Genomic DNA, 17,956 nt, shown 5'->3' on the forward strand with positions numbered 1-17,956 from the left:
AGGTCCAAATCCCCTTGCACTCCGGCAGACTCCAACGACTTCCTTCAGGAGAGACGTCATGGATGCCAGTCATTACCCGTTCGGAAACACACAACCACTCCCGCAAAAATCACCCTCAACCAGCAGTCGGCTGATCTTTGCCTGCCTACGATATTTTGGCTATATTTGGCCAAAATACCGGGAAGACCCTATGATTACCGTACCGTTGGGCGAAGCAAAAAATAACCTGTCAAAACTGGTGGATGATGCCGCCGCCGGCCAAATCATCACCATCGCCAAGCACGGGCGCGCCATGGCCCGCCTTGTCCCGGTGGGGAAACCCACGGGCCGGCGAATCGGCGCAATGAAGGGAAAGCTGGTGGTGCCGGATGACCTTGATGCGCCATTGCCAGATGACGTGCTGGACGCGTTCGAGGGCAACCACCCATGAGAGTGTTGCTCGATACCCATATCCTGCTTTGGGCCCTGAGCGATGATCCCAAACTGTCCGCCAGGGCCAGAAAGCTGATCGAGAACGCCGCCGAGGTCTACGTCAGCGCCGCCACATTCTGGGAGCTGGCCATCAAGGTCGGGCTCTGGAAGCTCAATGTGAACCTGGAAGAAATCCGCGAATATTGCCTGGAAAGCGGCTACGTGGAATTACCCGTCACTTCGGAACACGCCATCGCGGTCAAGGACCTTGAACCCCATCACCGGGACCCGTTTGATCGGCTCATCATCGCAACCGCCATCATCGAACCGATGAAGCTGTTGACGGCCGACCCGATAGTGGCGAAATACACACCACTGGCCGTCCTGACCTGACTCACTGGGCTCAAAACAACCACTGCCCGATCAGCCAGGCATTCGCCCCGCTGATCACCACAAACAAGCCCCAGGCCAGCAGCCGCGTGGGCAAACGGTTCACGAACGGCCCCATCAGGCGCTTGTCACCTGTCATGCGGATCAGCGGATACAACGCGAACGGCAATTGCAGGCTCAACACCACCTGGCTGAGGATCAGCAGTTTGCCGATGGCGTCGTCACCCATCAGCCATACCCCGAGGAACGCCGGGATCAGCGCCAGGCCACGGGTGATCAGGCGCCGCTGCCAGCAGGGAATACGCAGGTTGAGGTAGCCCTCCATGATCACTTGCCCGGCGATGGTGCCGGTGAACGTGGAGCTTTGCCCGGAAGCCAGCAGTGCAACACCGAACAGCACACTGGCGAAGGCACCGCCCACCAGCGGGTCCAGCAGGTGGTAGGCGTCCTGGATTTCCACCACGTCGGTGTGACCGGTCTGGTGGAACGCTGCGGCAGCCAGTATGAGGATCGCCGCGTTGACCAGCAAAGCCAGGGCCAGGGAGCCGATGGTATCGATGCGTGCCAGCTTCACCGCGTCCTGGCGACTGGCCAGGTCCTTGCCGAACAGCCGGGTTTGCACGATGGAGCTGTGCAGGTACAGGTTATGGGGCATTACCGTGGCGCCCAGGATGCCGATGGCCAGGTACAACGGTGCGGCATCGCTGATGGCCGACAGCGACGGGGTGAAACCACGGAACACATCGGGCCAGTAGGGTTTGATCAACACCAGTTCGATGAAGAAACACACACCGATCGTCGCCACCAGCGCCAGCATGATCGCTTCCAGCCGGCGGAAGCCGCGATTTTGCAGGGCCAGGATCAACAGCGTATCGAAGGCGGTGATGACAATCCCGGTGGTCAGGGACACGCCCAGCAACAGGTGAAACGCCAGGGCGCAGCCGAGGACTTCGGCGAGGTCAGTGGCGATGATCGAGATTTCCGCGAGAACCCACTGCACGAAAGAAGAACGCCGGCTGTAGCGCTCCCGGCTCAATTGCGCGAGGTCCTTGCCGGTGGCGATGCCCAACCGTGAGCACAGGCACTGCACCGCCATCCCCGCGAGGCTCGCCAGCAGCACCACAAACAACAAGTTGTAGCCGTAGCGCGAACCGGCCTCAATGGCTGTGGCCCAGTTGCCCGGGTCCATGTAGCCGATGGAGATCAGCAAGCCGGGGCCGGCAAATTTCAACACACGCTTGAAAAACGAAGCCCTGGGGTCGACGACGATGGTGCCGGCGACTTCCGGCGGGCAGAACGGGGCAGTAGCGATTTTGGGCAGGCTGAATTTCACGCGGGGTACCAGGCTTTCACACAAGACGTTTACGCAGCTTATCAGTCAGACGCGACCGTGCGCATCACCGTCTCCCGGGGCAGATCAAATGCCTCGACCACCTGGACCACCAGGTCCAGCTCCTGGTTCAGCGCCTCACGCTCCATGCGCTCGCGAATCACGCCTATCACCAGCACCGCCAGGGTGGTGATCGAGTACGCGGGGCCGGAAAACGCCCGCACCCCCGTCACCAGTAGCATCGCCGCCGCCAGCGCCTGCCCCACCACCGGAATCGCCGTGGCCGCGCCACGGCGCAGCATAAACCCGGTAAGCCCGGCCAGTGCGGTACCGCTCAAGGCGGTGGTGGCTGAACGCCCGACATCAAAACGATTGAAAAAGCCCTGTTCCTTTTGTGCCGCGGCCTTCAGTTCCGCCTCGAACACTTGCCGGTCGGCCTGGCTGAGCTTGTCCTTGTACTGCTCAATCAGGCGCTCGGCCACCTGCACTTCCAGATCCGCCAGGGCAACCTTCTCGATCGGCTCATCAAACTTGATGCCCACTCGCTGCGCCACATCCTGTGCAATTTCGCGGTAGCTCACGCCATGGCCCCGGGCCAGGTTCATAAACGTATCGCCCCCCATGCGCTGCAGCTCAATCGCCAGCTTCAAAGGTTCGCGCACCGTGGCATCGATCGAAGCACTGCGCTTTTGCGCCATCAACTCGGCGAAGAACTTCAACTCGTCCGGCCGCGCCTGCACCAGCAGCGGGAACAGGTCGACATCCTCCTCGGCAAAGCGCACTTCGCTGCTGCGCTGATCGGCGCGGATCATGCCCCGGCGCTCCTGCAACAGGTCGGTGTACTGCACCACCGTCTTCAATTGCGGCCAATAAGCAGCGTGGTCGAACGTGGCCAGGTGCACATTGGCAACCTTGGCCTTGAGCGCGGGGGTGACCGGAATCGCATAACGGCCAATGCAGCGTTCGGTGTCGGGCTTGAGGGCCAGGGCCCAATCCTTGCTGGAGTGGCAGTTGATCACCCGGCCCTTGAGGGGCGCCGACACCAGGTCCCACGGGCTGGACGTACAAATCGCGCCGCCCATCAGCAACAGGTTGTTCAGCGGTAACTCGCGGGCCACTTCGGGGCTTGCCAGCAGGCTCTTGACCAGAATCCGCGCGCCCAGGGAATGGCCGATCAGGTTGATCTGCCGCACCTTGAGCGACTCGCCGTGCAGGTAGTTGGCCAATTCGGGCAGCAGGCTCCTGGCCACCTCATCCACCCGCGCCTCGACGCTTTTGTAGTGGTCGAGGAAATAGGCAATCGCCTTGCCCACCCCAATGGTCGCCGCACCCAGGCTGCCGCCGCCGAGCATGGAGGCGATCACGTCCTTGAACGGCGCAAACAGGTTTTCCAGGAAATGCCCGGCCGGCCAGAACAGCATCAGGTTGGTGGAGCCTTCGATGGTTGCCAGTTGCTGCGAGAAATTGCCCAACTGCTGCGGGTTGAAGAACGCCGAATAACCATGGACATAGAGATTGAGCACATCCCCTTGAGGCTCGCCACACAATACAAACGTGGGCTTGCGGGTGCGGTGCATTTCCTCCCACTGGTGTTGCATGGGGCGGTGACTCCTGGCGACGACGGAGGGCGATAGTAACAAAGGGTGAAGTTGGGGAATGTGAAAAACTGAAATCCAGACTGTCCACAGCCATGCACAGTGATGTCAAGAAACACGGATTTTGTTCGGTCTTTCAGTCGATTAGCCTTTGTCGGGTCAACCACTGAAACCGAGGAACACCATGAGCAAGCCCGAATTTTTCATCACCCCCGGTTATGGCGACATCGCCCGCGACACCCTGCATTACGCCCAGGCGGTAAAAGTCGGCAACCGCGTTGAGACCTCAGGCCAGGGCGGTTGGGACGACGCCTTCCAGATTCCCGAATCCCTCACCGACGAGATAGCCCTGGCCTTTCAAAACCTGGATCGCACCCTGGCGCAAGCCGGGGCCGGGTGGGAGCATGTGATCCACGTCAACTCCTACCACGTGGGCGGATTTCCACCGGAGGTGAACGAGCAGATGGTCAAGTGGTACCGCCATTACATGCCCAATCACGCGCCGATCTGGACCGAGCTGGGGGTGGAGGCCCTGGGATTGCCGGCGATGCGCATTGAAATCCGCGTGACGGCCATTATTGCCTGACGCCGAACCGCTCGATCACCCAATCGATAAACACCTTCAACCGGGCATTCTGATGTCGATTGGGTGGGTAGATGATGTGCAACGGCGTAGCCGGCCGGGTCCAGTCCGCCAGCACCGGGACTAGCTGGCCAGTCTCCACGTAGTAGTCAACGATAGTCTTGAAGTGCTGCCCGACGCCCAGGCCGGCGAGCAGCATTTCCTTGAGGCCGTTGCCTTCGTTGGTCGAAAAAGCACAATTGCCTATCTCATGACGGACCGCGTCTTTCTCGAAGATCAACGGCTCCGGCTTGCCCGACCCGGCAAAGAAATAACCGGCCTTGAGGTGGTTATCTGCGAGGTCTTCGGGAGAGGCCGGCGTGCCCATGCGCTCCAGGTAGCCCGGCGCCGCACAGGTCACATACTCAAGGTCGACGACCTTGCGCCCGATCATGGCCATGTCATCCAGCTTGCCAACCCTCAGTACACAATCCACCCCCTCCCCCACGATGTTGACCGCACGGTCACTGATGCCCAGGGCAATCGTGATATCCGGATACTCGCGATGGAAATCCACCAACGCCGGGATCAGCAGGCAATTGCCAAAGGACGCCGGTGCATCCACCTTCAGGTGGCCACTGGGCTTGAGCTTCTGCCCGCGCAGGGCGCTATCCAGCTCGTCCAGTTCCGCCACCAGGCACAGCGCATGGTTGTAGTACTCCAACCCTTCCGACGTGGCCGCCAACGCACGAGTGGTGCGGTGCATCAGCTTGACGCCAAGGTGCTTCTCAAGGTCGGTGATGAGTTTGCTGACGGTGGAGCGCGGCAGCGATAGCTGGTCGGAGGCGCGACTGAAGGACCCGGTTTCGACGACGCGGACGAAGGCGCGCATGGCGAGGAGTTGGTTCACGGTGATGTCCGAAAAGGCAGGAACACTCAGTATTATCTATAAAGCTGCACAATGGCGATAACCGTTCAACTCACAAAAAGCCCGGCGCATGGCCGGGCGTTGATGGAAAGAATGACTCAGTGGGCAAAGTTCTCAATCTTTACCTGGCCATCAGGAAACGTGGCGACGATCTCCAGCTCCCCTCCCATGGCGCGAATGTAATTACGCAGCGTGCTGATATACATGTCTGTACGCCGCTCCATTTTGGACACCGCCGCCTGGTTGATATTCAGCGCCTTGGCCAAGGTGTCCTGGCTCATCTGCTGCGCCTTGCGCAGTTCATGCAGAGGCATTTCTTTCAGGTGCTGCTGGAGGATCTGCTCCGCATCGGCCCGGGCTTGCGGTGTCATGCGAGCCTGGAGCTCACTAAATTTTTTAGCCATGGTGACGGCCCTCTATACGCAGTGTTTCCAAATGTTCGTCATACAACTTTTCAGCCAGAGGGACGTATTCGTCATACCAACGGCCTCGTCCGGTTTTGTTCCCACCTATCAACAATAAGGCACACCGGCGTGGATCAAATGCATACAGAACACGATAAGGTCGCCCCGCGTGCTGTACCCGCAGCTCTCGCAGGCTGCCATGCCGCGAACCCTTGATATCACTGCTGTGAGGAAACCCAAGGCCTGGCCCCAAGAGGCCCGGCAAATCCACACTGGCCGATACTGAGGATTGCTCCCTTGCATCCAGACCGCCCCACCAGTCTCCAAACTTGTCCGTGTATTCAACGTCCCAATTCATGCAAATATGCCATCCATGGAATATAAACTCAAGGGCATAACTGTAGAGGCTTGAGCGGCGCACAACCTCCCGTTCTTCCCGGGAAAGTGTTTGTAGATTATTCCCGCATGATTATTGGAGCGGAGGGGGACGCAGAGCATCCCAGGCTGCATTCCTACGCAGGGCGCAGAAACGATCAAAAAAAACCGCCCTTTCGGGCGGTTGAAGGGACTCGGCCTTGATCAGAAGCCGAGGGAGAAACTGATGGTCATCGCGTGGTCCTTGTCGTTACGCGAGACCTGGCCGGAGTAGCCCAGGCCAAGCTTGCCGTTGTTGATGGTCGAGCCACCCTGCATCGCCACCACCGGAGTGTCTGCTGCGAACAGCGTCAGGTTCTGCAGTGCCGTGGAACCAATGCTCCCATTGTTGGTGATGTTGACCGTACTGGCGCCGGTATTACCCAGGATCAACCCGCCACTCAACGACGTGACCGCCCCGAGCAGCCCCGGGTCAATCGTGCCCGAGTTATTGAACGTCAGATTATTGCCCGTGAGGTTTATCGACGTACCCGCCAGCGCCGCATTCATCTGCGCACCGCTGCTGACGTTAGCCGTGAGGTTGATTTGTCACAACGTTAGCCGCGTGCATAAAACTCATTGAAATAAATGGTATTAATACTTTCGAGAGTGCCGCGCAGGGACCTGACGCCATCCAATAAACGCTGATGCGAAAGCCTTGGCCCCTGCAAAAATTCAGATTTCAAAATGTGAAAAAGCGCTCTAATAGCGCCCTGTGTTACCCCTGTAGGAGCGAGCTTGCTCGCGAAAAACCCCAAGGCACCGCGTGAATTCAGTCAGTCAGCGTCATCGTTAACGACCATCACGAGAAAGCTCGCGCCTACGGTAAAACCTGTTGATTCAGCAAAAAGATCCTGGAGTTCCCAATGCCCCATGAAGGCAACCTGTTACAAGCGGCGGTTGTGTTCCTGCTCGCCGCCGTACTCACCGTGCCCCTGGCCAAGCGCCTGCAACTGGGCGCCGTGCTGGGTTACTTGCTGGCCGGGGTGATCATCGGCCCGTCGGTACTGGGCCTGGTGGGTAACCCGCAAAGCGTCAGCCAGTTTTCCGAGCTTGGAGTGGTGTTGCTGCTGTTCATCATTGGCCTGGAATTGTCACCGAAACGCTTGTGGGTGATGCGCAAGGCGGTGTTCGGCGTGGGCCTGGCGCAGGTGTTGCTGACGGGCACAGTGATCGGCGTGGTAGCGCTGTTTGTGTTTGGCCAATCCTGGAACAGCGCGATTGTGCTGGGCCTTGGCCTGGCGCTTTCCTCCACCGCGTTTGGCCTGCAAAGCCTGGCCGAGCGCAAGGAACTCAACCAGCCCCACGGGCGCCTGGCCTTTGCCATTCTGTTGTTCCAGGACATCGCAGCCATTCCGCTGATCGCCATGGTGCCGCTGCTCGCCGGCAGCGATCACCCCACCACCGCCTCCCAGGGGCTGGAGCACGGCTTGCAGGTGTTGGCCAGCATCGCCGTGGTGATCATCGGCGGACGCTACCTGCTGCGCCCGGTGTTTCGCATCGTGGCCAAGACCGGCCTGCGGGAGGTCTCCACCGCCACCGCGTTGCTGGTGGTGATCGGCACCGCATGGCTGATGGAATTGGTCGGCGTATCCATGGCCCTCGGCGCGTTCCTCGCCGGGCTGCTGCTGGCAGACTCCGAATACCGGCATGAACTGGAATCACAGATCGAACCGTTCAAGGGCCTGCTGCTGGGGCTGTTTTTTATCAGCGTGGGCATGGGCGCCAATATCAGCCTGCTGTTCAGCGCACCGGTGATCGTGCTGGGGCTGACCCTGCTGCTGATCGCCATCAAGCTGCCAATCCTGTTCTGCGTGGGTCATCTGGCGGGCGACTTGAACCGGGAAAGTGCGCTGCGCCTGGGCGTGGTGCTGGCGGCCGGTGGTGAGTTTGCCTTCGTGGTGTTCAAGATCGGCCGCGACCAGGGCCTGTTCGAACCGCACCTCTACGACATCCTGGTACTGACCATCACCCTGTCCATGGCCGTGACCCCTTTGCTGCTGTTGCTCTGCCCGAAGCTGTTCAAGCCCAAGGTCAAGCCGGTGGAAGTGCCCGAGGAATACCGCGCCATCGAAAGCGATGCGCCACGGGTAGTGATCGCCGGGATGGGCCGTATGGGGCAGATCGTGGCGCGGATCCTGCGGGCGCAAAACATCTCGTTTATCGCCCTCGATACCTCAGTGGAAACCATCGAGCTGACCCGCAGCTTCGGCGGCATGCCGGTATTCTATGGCGACCCCCAGCGCCCGGAAATCCTCCACGCGGCCAAGGTCGACCAGGCCGAGTTTTTCGTGATCGCCATGGACGACCCCGAAATCAACATCAAGACCGCCGAGCTGGTGCGCAGCCTCTACCCGCACATGAAAATCATCGCCCGCGCCCGTAACCGCCAGCACGTGCACCGCCTGGTGGACCTCGACGCATCACCGGTGCGAGAGACGTTTTACTCCAGCCTGGAAATGAGCCGCCGGACCCTGGTAGGCCTTGGCCTGACCCAAGCCCAGGCCGACGCGCGCATCAGCCGCTTCAAAAACCATGACCTGCAATTGCTGGCGGCTCAACACGCCGTGTATGACGACGCGGCCAAGGTCATGCAATCGGCCCAGGAGGCCCGGACCGAATTGGCGCGACTGTTTGAGATGGACCGACTCGAGGAGGAGTCCGACAAGGTGTAAGGACGGAGACGAACGATCTTGCGAAAATTCTGACAGAATACTGCGCAATTTCGTTCATCCCTGGAGAGCTTCATGGCCACCCTCAGCAAGACAGCAGCCCTCTTGGCCCTCGCGCTGGCCGCCGGTTTCGGCGCCAGCCAAGTGCTTGCCGCCAGCAAGCCTGCGGCGCAGAAAAACGCCACCCAGACCGTCTCTACCCTGGACGGCAAGTTCAGTTTCAACCTGCCCGCGTCCTACCTGGCCGACCCGTTGCCGGCCGGAGATGCCGAGCACGGCACTGCGGGCGCCAGCGGCACGATGTACAGCGACCAGGCGACCAAAAGCGTGATCTTTGTCGTTGAGAAACCGAGTGCCGCCGGCCTGATCAAGGACAACGACCCGCAGTTCCTCGACGGCGCCGTGGCGGATTTCGTCAAGGAACAAAGCGCGGCCCTGCCGGACTTCAAGAAAGGCGCCGAGAAGAAACTCACCGTCAAGGGCCTGGCCCTGCGCCAGGTCGACAGCACCGCGACCATGGGCGGTGGCAAGACCCTGAGTTCCACCTTCCTGACGGGCTCCGGCAGCCACCAGTTGGTGGTGCAGGCGATTTCCCGGGCGGATGATGAGAAGGGCCATGCGCTGTTGGTGAAGCAGATTATCGGCGGTAAATAACCGGTTTTATCTGGCAATGAAAATCCAATGTGGGAGCTGGCTTGCCTGCGATAGCGATCGACCAGTCACTGTTTTTGGCGACTGATACACGGCTATCGCAGGCAAGCCAGCTCCCACATTTTTGATCGCGTTCACCTCGCAGGATTCAGCGCAGGCTCTTCTCCAGCCACTGCTTCAAGTCCAGCAATTCCGCCTCACCCACGGTATGAATCATTCCCGGGTAGCCGTGGAATTCCGGCGTGAGGCCGATCCCCTGCAACACCTCATTGGCCCGCGTCGCCGAGTAGTAAGGCAGCGCCTGGTCCAATGTGCCATGACCGATGAAGATCGCCAGCTTGCCCAATCGCTCGTCCGGCTTGAGTTCAGCCTTGAGCACCGGCAGCACGCTGCCACTCAACGCGGCAATCCCGCGCAGGGCTTCGGGATGCCGTAACCCCACCTCGTAGGACATGATCGCGCCCTGGCTGAACCCCACCAGAAACACCCGCTCAGGTTGGGTGTGGTACTTGGTGGTGGCCTGGGCAACGAAGTCTTCGATCAGCTTGGCGCTGCTCTGCAAATCAGCCGTCTCGCCATCAAAATCACCATCGCCGGGTTTCTTGCGAAACCAGCGATAACCACCGCCCTCCACCGGCATCGGCGCCCGCGCAGACAGGTAGGTCCAGGTCGACGGCAAGCGGTCCTTGAGCCCGAACAAGTCGGCCTCGTCACTGCCATAACCGTGCAGGAAGATCACCAGTGGCTCGTTGCGCGCATCGCTTTGGGTCTGTTCCAGATACGGCAGCGGCAGGTCCGTGTGCAGCTCCGCGTCGGCATGGGCGGCGCTGGTAAACAGCGCCAATGTGAGGGCGATCAGTTTGAGCATGGGCATCAACCTTCAGGGTTTGCGCAACAAATAGGTATCCATGATCCAGCCATTGGCCTGGCGCGCCGCCTTGCGCACCCGTTCGATCTCGTCGGCCACTTCGGCCACTTTGCCGCTGATGAGGATTTCGTCCGGTGTGCCCAGGTAGGCACCCCAGTAGATATCCAGGTCCTGATCGGCCACGGTGCGGTAGGAATCTTCGGCATCCAGCATGACAACCAGGGTGTCGGCATCACTCGCCTGCCCGGCTGCCAGCCGGCGCCCGGTGGTGATTTCGATGGAGCGGCCAATCCGGTTCAGCGGCACTTTGTGCTGGGCCGCCAGGGCCTGGACGCTGGTAATTCCCGGGATCACCTCAAACTCGAACACACAGCTGCCACTGGCCAGAATCGCCTGCAGGATGCGGATGGTGCTGTCGTACAGTGCCGGGTCGCCCCAGGCCAGGAACGCGCCAACTTCGCCGTCGGCCATTTCCTCATTGATCATCCGTTCGAAGGTCTGCTGCTTGTCGCGGTTCAGGTCCTTGACGGCGGTGGTGTAGTCGATATCACCCCGCACGCGCTCGGGGCAATCGGCCTCGACAAAGCGGTACGCGTGATCGGTGATGTAGGTCTCGCAGATTTCCCGGCGCAGGTCGATCAGTTTGTCTTTGCTCTGGCCCTTGTCCATCAGGAAAAACACGTCGGTGCGGTTGAGCGCCTTGACCGCCTGCATCGTGATGTAGTCGGGGTTGCCGGCGCCAATGCCGATGATCAGGATGCGTTTCATGGGAAAGTCTTCATGGTGTTCTCGGTGCGGGGGGCGGATTTTGCCATGTTCGGGGCGTCACGCGTGAGTTTCCAGGCGCAGGCGCCATCGGCCGTTGAACCGCAACTCGGTGGATGACAGCGGCTCGACGTCGATCAGGTTGAACATCGAGGGCGGGCATTGCATGACATGCAGCAGCGCCGCGCGGATCACAAACGGATGGGTTACCGCCAGCACATGCCCCGGCGTTTGCTCAAGGGACCGCAGCCACTGCCCTACCCGTTCACACAGCTGCACCACTGATTCGCCACCATGGGGCGCCGCGGTGCTGTCGGTCAACCAGGCGTGCAGTGCGTCGGGCTCGGCCTGCTGAACCTCATCGATTGCCTGCCCGTGCCAGCGGCCGAAATCGCAATCGCGCAGGGCTGTTTCAACCGAAGCATCGGCGGCAAACAGCGTCGCGGTCTGCCGGGTCCGCGCCTCCGGGCCACACAGCACAACGGGCGCGCGCTTGAAGCGATGCCCCTGGGACAGCGCCGCCTGCTGCCAGTCCATCTCCACCGGTTCATCCAGCGCGAAGCGAGCCCGTTTCTGGGCACGGGTACTGGCGTGGGCAATAAGGGTCAACCGGGTGGCCTGCATGACAAATCGCTCTGGTTTTAAGGTGCAGTCAGCGTAGACTTGGGAAGTTGTTTCAACATGTTTCAACTACTCTGCAACAGGAAGCCGGTTCAACGCCGGCGCGGTCGCGCCACTGTATTCGGCCTGATAGCCGTAAGCCAGACCCTGTTTCAGCCAACTCGCTATCCATTTCGGGACGCGTCATCCCTGGAGGTTCTCATGGCTTATACCGCTGCAACCGATTCCGACGTTTCAATACCGTCCATTCCCCTGGGCGAAATCCTGCCCTGGGCGATCTTCGGCGGCCTGCTGTTGATGCTGGCGATTTACTTCGTCGGCGCCGAGCAAGGCGCCACCGCCGTGTTCAAAGGCATGTACGTGCATGAGTTTGTGCACGACGGTCGTCACCTGCTGGGTTTCCCCTGCCATTGATTGGAGCGTGACGACATGACAGGGCATTTACTCGTTCGCGGGATGCTGGTGGGCTTGCTCGCCGGCATCCTGGCCTTCGGTTTCGCCAAGACCTTTGGTGAACCGCAGATCGACAAGGCCATCGCCTTCGAAGATCAGATGGCACAGATGCACGGCGACGCGCCGGAAGAAGAATTGGTGAGCCGCGAAGTACAAAGTACCTTCGGCCTGTTCACCGGTGTGGTGGTGTACAGCGTGTCCCTGGGCGGCATTTTCGCGTTGGTATTCACGTACGCCCTGGGCCGTATCGGCAAGGTCGGTCCCCGTGGCCTGGCGGCGCTGCTGGCCTTGGCGGCGTTTGTGACGATCATCGTGGTGCCGGGGCTGAAGTACCCGGCCAACCCGCCATCGGTGGGCGACCCGGCCACCATCGCGCAACGCACCAAGCTGTTTTTCCTGATGCTGCTGGTGTCGGTAGCGGCGGCGGTGATTGCGCTCAACGCCGCCCGCAAGCTGATCGCACGCCGTGGCCTGTGGGCTGGCGCGATCCTGGGTGTGGCGCTGTACATCGTGATCGTCTCGGTGGCCGGCAGCCTGTTCCCGACCATCAATGAAGTGCCGGAGCAGTTCTCGGCGGTGTTGCTGTGGAAGTTCCGCGTGGCCTCCCTGGGGATTCAACTGGTGCTGTGGACCACCCTGGGCCTGGTGTTCGGCGCCGTGGCCGAGCGCAAGTTGAGCCAGCCTCAGGCCCGTCTCAACTCCTGATGGCAAGGCTAGCCGCCGACGGATCGGCGGCTACCGGCGTTACACACCCGGCCGCGCCAGATACAACACTTCGTAGCCATTAGCCGGATGGCTCACCTCCAGCGCCTTGCCCGACAAGGTGATCCGCACCAGCTTCCACGCCTGCACATCCAGCGCCAGGAACACCGCGAAATTGTCGCTGCCATCCGCGATCTGCCGATTGCGCACCTTTTCTGCCGCCAGGGTCTGCCCACGATCCGCGCCCGGCGCCAGCGCCCACTCTTCCCGGTACAGGCTCAATGCCTTCTGCGCCGGACCTCGCTGCACATCCAGCGGCAACCACGACTCAATGTGCGGCTGGCCAAAACTGTCGAGGACCTTATCAAAGCGCTCGCCAAGCAGAAAGTCCGCGGCCTGCAAGGGGTCTGACCAGAGATAGACCGACGAATACAGGTTGCCCACACCCGGCGCCTGCCCCCGCGTCTGAGCGATAAACGCCTTGAACAGCAAACCCTCGGCGTGATCCCACAACGGCCCTAACCGGGCGGCCCGCTCACTGATGACGCCCATGTCGTAATCCGCCGGCAAACGATGTGAATACTGTTTGGCAAACATCATGGCGCTCCTCTTTAAATGAGTGGCCAGCTTGCGCAGCGCCAATGATTTCATCAAGATATCACTCGATATATGTGTGATAAGGAGTTGAAATGACCGACGCACTCAAGCCCCTGGATATCGACACCGTACAGGCCTTTGTACTGGTGGCCGATTTCGCCAGTTTCACCCGCGCGGCCCAGGCCCTCGACACGTCCCAGGCGGCCATCAGCCTCAAACTCAAGCGCCTGGAAGACCGCCTCGGCTACCGCTTGCTGGTGCGTACGCCGCGGCATGTGCGGCTGTCGCCCCAGGGCGAGCAGTTCATCATCGCCGCCCGCGCGCTGCTCAATGCCCACGAACGGGCATTGGCTGATATGGGCAACGGTGCGTCACGCCGGCTGGTGATCGGCATCAGCGACCACGTGGCCGGGCCGGACCTGCCGCTGTGGCTCAGCCGCCTGGCGGCGTATGACCCGCTGGTGATCCTGGAGGTGCGGATTGCCTCGTCCCGGGACCTGATCGCGGCGTTCGACCGTAACGAACTGGACGCGGTGATCGTGCGTAACGAAGGCGACCGCCAGGACGGTGAAGTGTTGGTGGTGGAGCGCTTTGGCTGGTTCGCCGCCCCCACCTGGCAACACACCCCCGGCACGCCGTTGCGCCTGGCAACCCTGGCCTCGCCCTGCGGCGTACGGCACTTGGCGGTACGGGCGCTGGATGAGGCGCGGATTGACTGGACCGAGGTGTTTGTCGGCGGCGGTGTGATGGCCGTGGGTGCGGCCGTCAGCGCCGGCCTGGGGGTCGCGGCGCTGGCCCGGCGAGTGGCACCGGCGGGCGCTGTGGACGTGAGCGAACAGTACGGGTTACCGGCGCTGCCCGTCAGTGAAATCGTGTTGCACAGCCGAATCAGTGATGGTCGTTCCCGCGAGACGCTGCGGGCCTTGAGTGCAACCTTCAGAGGCGTTCTGGAACGTTAGGTCGGGTCTGGGCGCGTCCACGCACAAACTGCTCCAGCTCATCACCCGGTATGGCCTTGCTGAAATACCAGCCCTGAATGATCAACTCCGAACCCGACTGCAAAAACGCGAGCTGCTCGGCGGTTTCAACGCCTTCGACCACGACGCCCAGGTTGAGCGCCTCGCAAAACCGCAACATCCCGGTCAATACCTGGGCGCCCTTCGGATCATGCTGGGCCACCACGAAACTGCGATCAATCTTGATGAAATCCACCGGGAACTGATGCAGATAGCTCAGCGCCGAAAACCCGGTGCCAAAGTCGTCGATGTACACCTTCGCGCCAATCGCCTGCAGCTTCTCGATCATCTGCCGGGCACCCTGGATATCCCCCACCAACGCATCCTCAGTGATCTCCACCGACACCTGCCCGTGGGCCTGGGCCAAAATCTCCACCAGCCGGTCACCGTACGCCGGGGTCGTCAGCGTGGCACTGGAGATATTGATCGTCATCGGCAAGGCAAAGCCGACCTTTTGCCACCTCTGGTACTGGCGCACGGCCTGGGACGCCACCCACACATCCACGTCGGGCATCAGCCGCGCATGGGCCAACCATTGCAGGAACTCCCAGGGTGAATGCACCGTGCCCTCGGCATCCCGTGCACGCATCAACGCTTCGCAACCGGTGCACAGCCCGGTCAGGGTCGAAATCTGCGGTTGGAATTCGAGGTAAAACTCGTAGTCGCTGATCTGCTGGATATGGCTCAACTCGCTGGCCTGCCGCGCCTGGGCCTTATGGGAGGCCATCACCGGGTCCAACTCCAGCAAGCGGCCCTTTTCTTCCAGGCCGCGAAAGGTCATGTCCAGGGACTTCAAATACACCGTGCCGCCTTCCATGGCCTCACGGTTGATTGCCCGTACATAGGGCGTGTAAATCAGTGTTCCCACCCCCAGCAACACCACCTGCAGCAACACCGCCGCCAGGTCGCCATGGGTACTCAAATACGCGTTGAGCAACACCGGCGCGGTAAACGGCACACTGACCACCGCGGGTGAGACCCAGCCAAGCAGCACCACGGTGAGCGCCAGCATTGCGTTGACCGCCGGCACCAGCAGAAACGGAATGAACAGACGCGGGTTGAGAATAATCGGCAACCCAAACAACAGCACTTCGCTGACGTTGAACAAGGACAATGGCAGGCTGGCCATCGCCACCAATCGCATGGACTGGCTCCTGGAAAACATCAGGATTGCCAGCAGCAGGCACAACGCACCACCCGAGCCACCGATAAACGCGAAACTGCCCAGCAGGCCGCTGTTCAGTACATATTTGATCGGCTCGCCCGCCGCCACCGCCGCGTTATTGAGCACCACGGCCTGGTCCAATACATCGAACAACGGCTGCATGGCGTAGACACCGTGAATGCCAAAAAACCACAGCAGCGAATTCATCAGGGACACAAACAGGCCGCTGCCATACGGCGACTGCAGCGCATCCAGTACCTGCGGCCCTTGCAGCTGCGCCACCTGCGGAATCTGCAACAGCAACGACAGCACCAGCACCAGCCCCATCGCCGTGATCGCTCCCGGCACCACCATATTGATGGTGCCCTTGAGGTTGTGCCCCACCAGGTCTTCGTTGACCAGCCGGGTCCAGCGCCGCCGGTGCAGCCAGGCAACCACGGGCACGTTGAGCAGCGGCGAGGCGATCGCGATAAACAACACGAAGGTCGCCGAGGCACGGGGAAAATCCCGCAGCAAAAACGTGGCAATCACCACGTGGGCCAGGCACAGGAACGCCACCGGCAGTTGCGGCAGGCGGTACTGGATCGCAAGCATGTAACCGATGGAAGCGGCCACCAGCAGCGGAATCACCGAGCTGATCTGGTTGTGCAGCCCCGCCAGGAAGGCCACCACCTGCGGGTCAAAACCCAGCACCCGGGCGCATTCGGACAGGATCAGGAAACCCGCCGACACCAGCAGGCACGGCAGGATCCACAGCAGCCCTTCGCGTATGGCCCGCAACGACTCGATGCTGGCCAAGGCGGCCAGCCGCTGGGTGAAGAAAAGCTTGAACAGCGTTTGCGCCATCACCTGCCCCTCGGTCGCGGGTGCCAGGGTCGCAAAATAACACCTGGCTGTAGCCTTATCAGGGGGGTAACGCTACACGCCCTCACACCGCGAGCGAAAGGTTTTTGCCGCCCCTGGGGCAATTATTCAGAATCGCCGTATGGGCTTGCGGCTTGTCGATTGTCTCGGCTTGGCCCATCCTTCGGCGTACTGATTGTCGTAAAAAGCGACGCTCTCCTCGAACGGACTCGACTGATGCTGCGATTCTCTCCCCTTTTGGCCTGCGCGCTGCTCGGCCTGATCAGCCCGTTGGCCGGCGCCGCCACCCCGACCTTCCCCGATGCCCAGGCCAGCGACCCTGCCCGGCTGCAATGGATGGTCGGCGCACCACCGCCGGCAGACCGCACCCTGCGCTTTGAAGACGGCAGCTATTTCCGCTTCCCGGCGATGCGCTGGAGTGTCGCCCACTTTCGCCAATTGATGCCCACGGTGAATGTCTCCCGCGGGCTGGGCGCGCCGCTGACGCTGCCGCGTAAACTCGACGCCGGGCTCGACGCACTTCCCGTACAGCCCGTCAGTGCCGCCCAGCCGCTGACGTGGCGCCAGACCCTGGACGCCACCTACACCGATGGCATCGTGGTGATGCATCGCGGCACGGTGGTGTATGAGCGCTACTTCGGGGCGCTCAAGGAGGACGGCCAACACGCGGCCATGTCGGTCACCAAATCGGTGATCGGCACCCTGGGCGCGATGCTGGTGGCCGATGGCACCCTCGATCCACAGAAAAAGATCGTCGACTACGTGCCCGAACTGGGTCATTCCGCGTTTGGCAGCGCCACCCTGCGCCAGGTGCTGGACATGACCACGGCCCTGGACTACAGCGAAGATTACGCCGACCCCAACGCCGAAGTCTGGGCCCACGCCCAGGCCGGCAACCCGCTGCCCAAACCCAAGGATTACACCGGGCCGCGCAGTTACTACGAGTTCCTGCAAACCGTGAAACAGCGTGGCGAACACGGCCGCGCGTTCGGCTACAAGACCGTCAACACCGACGTGCTGGGCTGGGTGATCGCCCGCGCGACCGGGCGCAACGTGGCGCAACTGCTCAGCGAGCGGATCTGGAGCCGGATCGGCGCCGAGCAGGACGCCTACTTTACGGTCGACTCCATCGGCACACCGTTTGCCGGTGGCGGCCTGAACACCGGGCTGCGGGACCTGGCCCGGTTTGCCGAGATGCTGCGCAACGGCGGGCGCTTCAATGGCCAGCAGATCGTGCCCGAAAGCGTGGTGAAGGATATTCGCCAGGGCGGCGACAAGCAGGCGTTCGCCCAGGCCGGCTACGCTCAACTGAAGGGCTGGAGCTATCGCAACATGTGGTGGGTGACCCACAATCCGGACGGCGCCTTCATGGCCCGTGGGGTACATGGCCAGAGCATCTACATCGATCCCAAGGCTGAAATGGTGATTGTTCGCTACGCCTCCCACCCCGTGGCGGGCAATGCGGCCAATGACGGGGTGACCTTGCCGGCCTATGCAGCCATGGCGGCTTTTTTGATGACCAAACCCGACTGACCGTCTCTTATCCTG

At 61.3% G+C, this 17,956-nt stretch carries 20 protein-coding genes and 1 riboswitch; of the genes, 9 read left to right on the forward strand and 11 right to left on the reverse strand.

The genetic code is table 11. The annotated features are described in order from the left end of the window. Positions 1 to 58: 58 nt before the first annotated feature. A complete protein-coding gene (locus HX855_RS33420; protein WP_256353052.1) occupies positions 59 to 430 on the forward strand; it encodes a type II toxin-antitoxin system Phd/YefM family antitoxin in 372 nt (123 codons plus the stop codon). Then, positions 427 to 804, forward strand: coding sequence for a type II toxin-antitoxin system VapC family toxin (locus HX855_RS19495; RefSeq protein WP_177088372.1), 378 nt, complete (start codon positions 427 to 429; stop codon positions 802 to 804). Before HX855_RS33420 ends, HX855_RS19495 begins: the two co-directional genes overlap by 4 nt. 10 nt (positions 805 to 814) lie before the next feature. On the opposite strand, the gene HX855_RS19500 is transcribed toward HX855_RS19495, so the two are convergent. Next, the gene (locus tag HX855_RS19500; protein WP_177088374.1) at positions 815 to 2,134 is read right to left on the reverse strand and encodes an Nramp family divalent metal transporter; all 1,320 of its coding nucleotides are present in this window, start codon (positions 2,132 to 2,134) and stop codon (positions 815 to 817) included. Between the two features lie 41 nt (positions 2,135 to 2,175). Beyond that, complete coding sequence (locus HX855_RS19505; protein WP_177088376.1) at positions 2,176 to 3,729, reverse strand: DUF726 domain-containing protein; 1,554 nt, start codon at positions 3,727 to 3,729, stop codon at positions 2,176 to 2,178. 181 nt (positions 3,730 to 3,910) lie between these two features. On the opposite strand from HX855_RS19505, the gene HX855_RS19510 reads away from it, so the two are divergent. Next, complete coding sequence (locus tag HX855_RS19510; protein ID WP_177088378.1) at positions 3,911 to 4,312, forward strand: RidA family protein; 402 nt, start codon at positions 3,911 to 3,913, stop codon at positions 4,310 to 4,312. On the opposite strand, the gene HX855_RS19515 is transcribed toward HX855_RS19510, so the two are convergent. The 4 genes from HX855_RS19515 to HX855_RS19530 all read right to left on the reverse strand — a co-directional run bounded on the left by HX855_RS19515 (position 4,302) and on the right by HX855_RS19530 (position 6,544). Then, positions 4,302 to 5,198, reverse strand: a complete 897-nt coding sequence (locus HX855_RS19515; RefSeq protein ID WP_309139810.1) for a LysR family transcriptional regulator — start codon at positions 5,196 to 5,198, stop codon at positions 4,302 to 4,304. The genes HX855_RS19510 and HX855_RS19515 overlap by 11 nt on opposite strands. Before the next feature lie 116 nt (positions 5,199 to 5,314). Continuing rightward, entirely contained in the window at positions 5,315 to 5,620 is a 306-nt protein-coding gene (locus tag HX855_RS19520; protein ID WP_177088380.1) for an XRE family transcriptional regulator, read from the reverse strand. Continuing rightward, positions 5,613 to 5,978, reverse strand: coding sequence for a type II toxin-antitoxin system RelE/ParE family toxin (locus tag HX855_RS19525; RefSeq protein ID WP_177088382.1), 366 nt, complete (start codon positions 5,976 to 5,978; stop codon positions 5,613 to 5,615). Before HX855_RS19525 ends, HX855_RS19520 begins: the two co-directional genes overlap by 8 nt. Before the next feature lie 221 nt (positions 5,979 to 6,199). Beyond that, the gene (locus HX855_RS19530; protein ID WP_177088384.1) at positions 6,200 to 6,544 is read right to left on the reverse strand and encodes a hypothetical protein; all 345 of its coding nucleotides are present in this window, start codon (positions 6,542 to 6,544) and stop codon (positions 6,200 to 6,202) included. Positions 6,545 to 6,900: 356 nt separating this feature from the next. On the opposite strand from HX855_RS19530, the gene HX855_RS19535 reads away from it, so the two are divergent. Together HX855_RS19535 and HX855_RS19540 are read left to right on the forward strand one after the other, a co-directional pair. Further along, a complete protein-coding gene (locus tag HX855_RS19535; RefSeq protein ID WP_177088386.1) occupies positions 6,901 to 8,709 on the forward strand; it encodes a monovalent cation:proton antiporter-2 (CPA2) family protein in 1,809 nt (602 codons plus the stop codon). Between the two features lie 72 nt (positions 8,710 to 8,781). After that, complete coding sequence (locus HX855_RS19540; RefSeq protein ID WP_177088388.1) at positions 8,782 to 9,360, forward strand: hypothetical protein; 579 nt, start codon at positions 8,782 to 8,784, stop codon at positions 9,358 to 9,360. Between the two features lie 145 nt (positions 9,361 to 9,505). On the opposite strand, the gene HX855_RS19545 is transcribed toward HX855_RS19540, so the two are convergent. Genes HX855_RS19545 through HX855_RS19555 form a run of 3 tightly spaced genes read right to left on the reverse strand, consistent with a single transcriptional unit; the run spans position 9,506 to position 11,614 of the window. Next, on the reverse strand, positions 9,506 to 10,225 hold the full coding sequence (locus HX855_RS19545) for an alpha/beta hydrolase (RefSeq protein WP_177088390.1): 720 nt from the start codon (positions 10,223 to 10,225) through the stop codon (positions 9,506 to 9,508). A 12-nt stretch (positions 10,226 to 10,237) separates the two neighbouring features. Then, positions 10,238 to 10,993, reverse strand: coding sequence for a precorrin-6A synthase (deacetylating) (gene cobF / locus HX855_RS19550; protein ID WP_177088393.1), 756 nt, complete (start codon positions 10,991 to 10,993; stop codon positions 10,238 to 10,240). Between the two features lie 57 nt (positions 10,994 to 11,050). Then, on the reverse strand, positions 11,051 to 11,614 hold the full coding sequence (locus tag HX855_RS19555) for a histidine phosphatase family protein (protein ID WP_177088395.1): 564 nt from the start codon (positions 11,612 to 11,614) through the stop codon (positions 11,051 to 11,053). Positions 11,615 to 11,641: 27 nt separating this feature from the next. Next, positions 11,642 to 11,781: riboswitch (cobalamin riboswitch) on the forward strand. A gap of 31 nt (positions 11,782 to 11,812) precedes the next feature. On the opposite strand from HX855_RS19555, the gene HX855_RS19560 reads away from it, so the two are divergent. After that, the gene (locus HX855_RS19560; protein WP_177088397.1) at positions 11,813 to 12,025 is read left to right on the forward strand and encodes a CbtB domain-containing protein; all 213 of its coding nucleotides are present in this window, start codon (positions 11,813 to 11,815) and stop codon (positions 12,023 to 12,025) included. A 15-nt stretch (positions 12,026 to 12,040) separates the two neighbouring features. After that, positions 12,041 to 12,769 (forward strand): CbtA family protein, encoded by a 729-nt coding sequence (locus HX855_RS19565; protein WP_177088399.1) that lies wholly within the window; start codon positions 12,041 to 12,043, stop codon positions 12,767 to 12,769. Positions 12,770 to 12,808: 39 nt separating this feature from the next. Here HX855_RS19565 and HX855_RS19570 read toward each other — a convergent pair whose 3' ends face one another. Beyond that, on the reverse strand, positions 12,809 to 13,363 hold the full coding sequence (locus HX855_RS19570; protein WP_177088534.1) for a DUF4865 family protein: 555 nt from the start codon (positions 13,361 to 13,363) through the stop codon (positions 12,809 to 12,811). A gap of 92 nt (positions 13,364 to 13,455) precedes the next feature. Between HX855_RS19570 and HX855_RS19575 the strand changes: the two genes are divergently transcribed. Further along, complete coding sequence (locus HX855_RS19575) at positions 13,456 to 14,322, forward strand: LysR family transcriptional regulator (protein WP_177088401.1); 867 nt, start codon at positions 13,456 to 13,458, stop codon at positions 14,320 to 14,322. Here HX855_RS19575 and HX855_RS19580 read toward each other — a convergent pair. Next, positions 14,300 to 16,390, reverse strand: a complete 2,091-nt coding sequence (locus HX855_RS19580) for a PTS sugar transporter subunit IIC/EAL domain-containing protein (RefSeq protein ID WP_177088402.1) — start codon at positions 16,388 to 16,390, stop codon at positions 14,300 to 14,302. The genes HX855_RS19575 and HX855_RS19580 overlap by 23 nt on opposite strands. A 234-nt stretch (positions 16,391 to 16,624) precedes the next feature. Between HX855_RS19580 and HX855_RS19585 the strand changes: the two genes are divergently transcribed. Then, the gene (locus HX855_RS19585) at positions 16,625 to 17,941 is read left to right on the forward strand and encodes a serine hydrolase (RefSeq protein ID WP_177088404.1); all 1,317 of its coding nucleotides are present in this window, start codon (positions 16,625 to 16,627) and stop codon (positions 17,939 to 17,941) included. Positions 17,942 to 17,956 lie beyond the last annotated feature (15 nt).

Origin of the sequence: Pseudomonas sp. IPO3778 (assembly GCF_013386825.1) — a bacterium.
In the GTDB taxonomy this organism is placed as follows: Bacteria; Pseudomonadota; Gammaproteobacteria; order Pseudomonadales; family Pseudomonadaceae; genus Aquipseudomonas.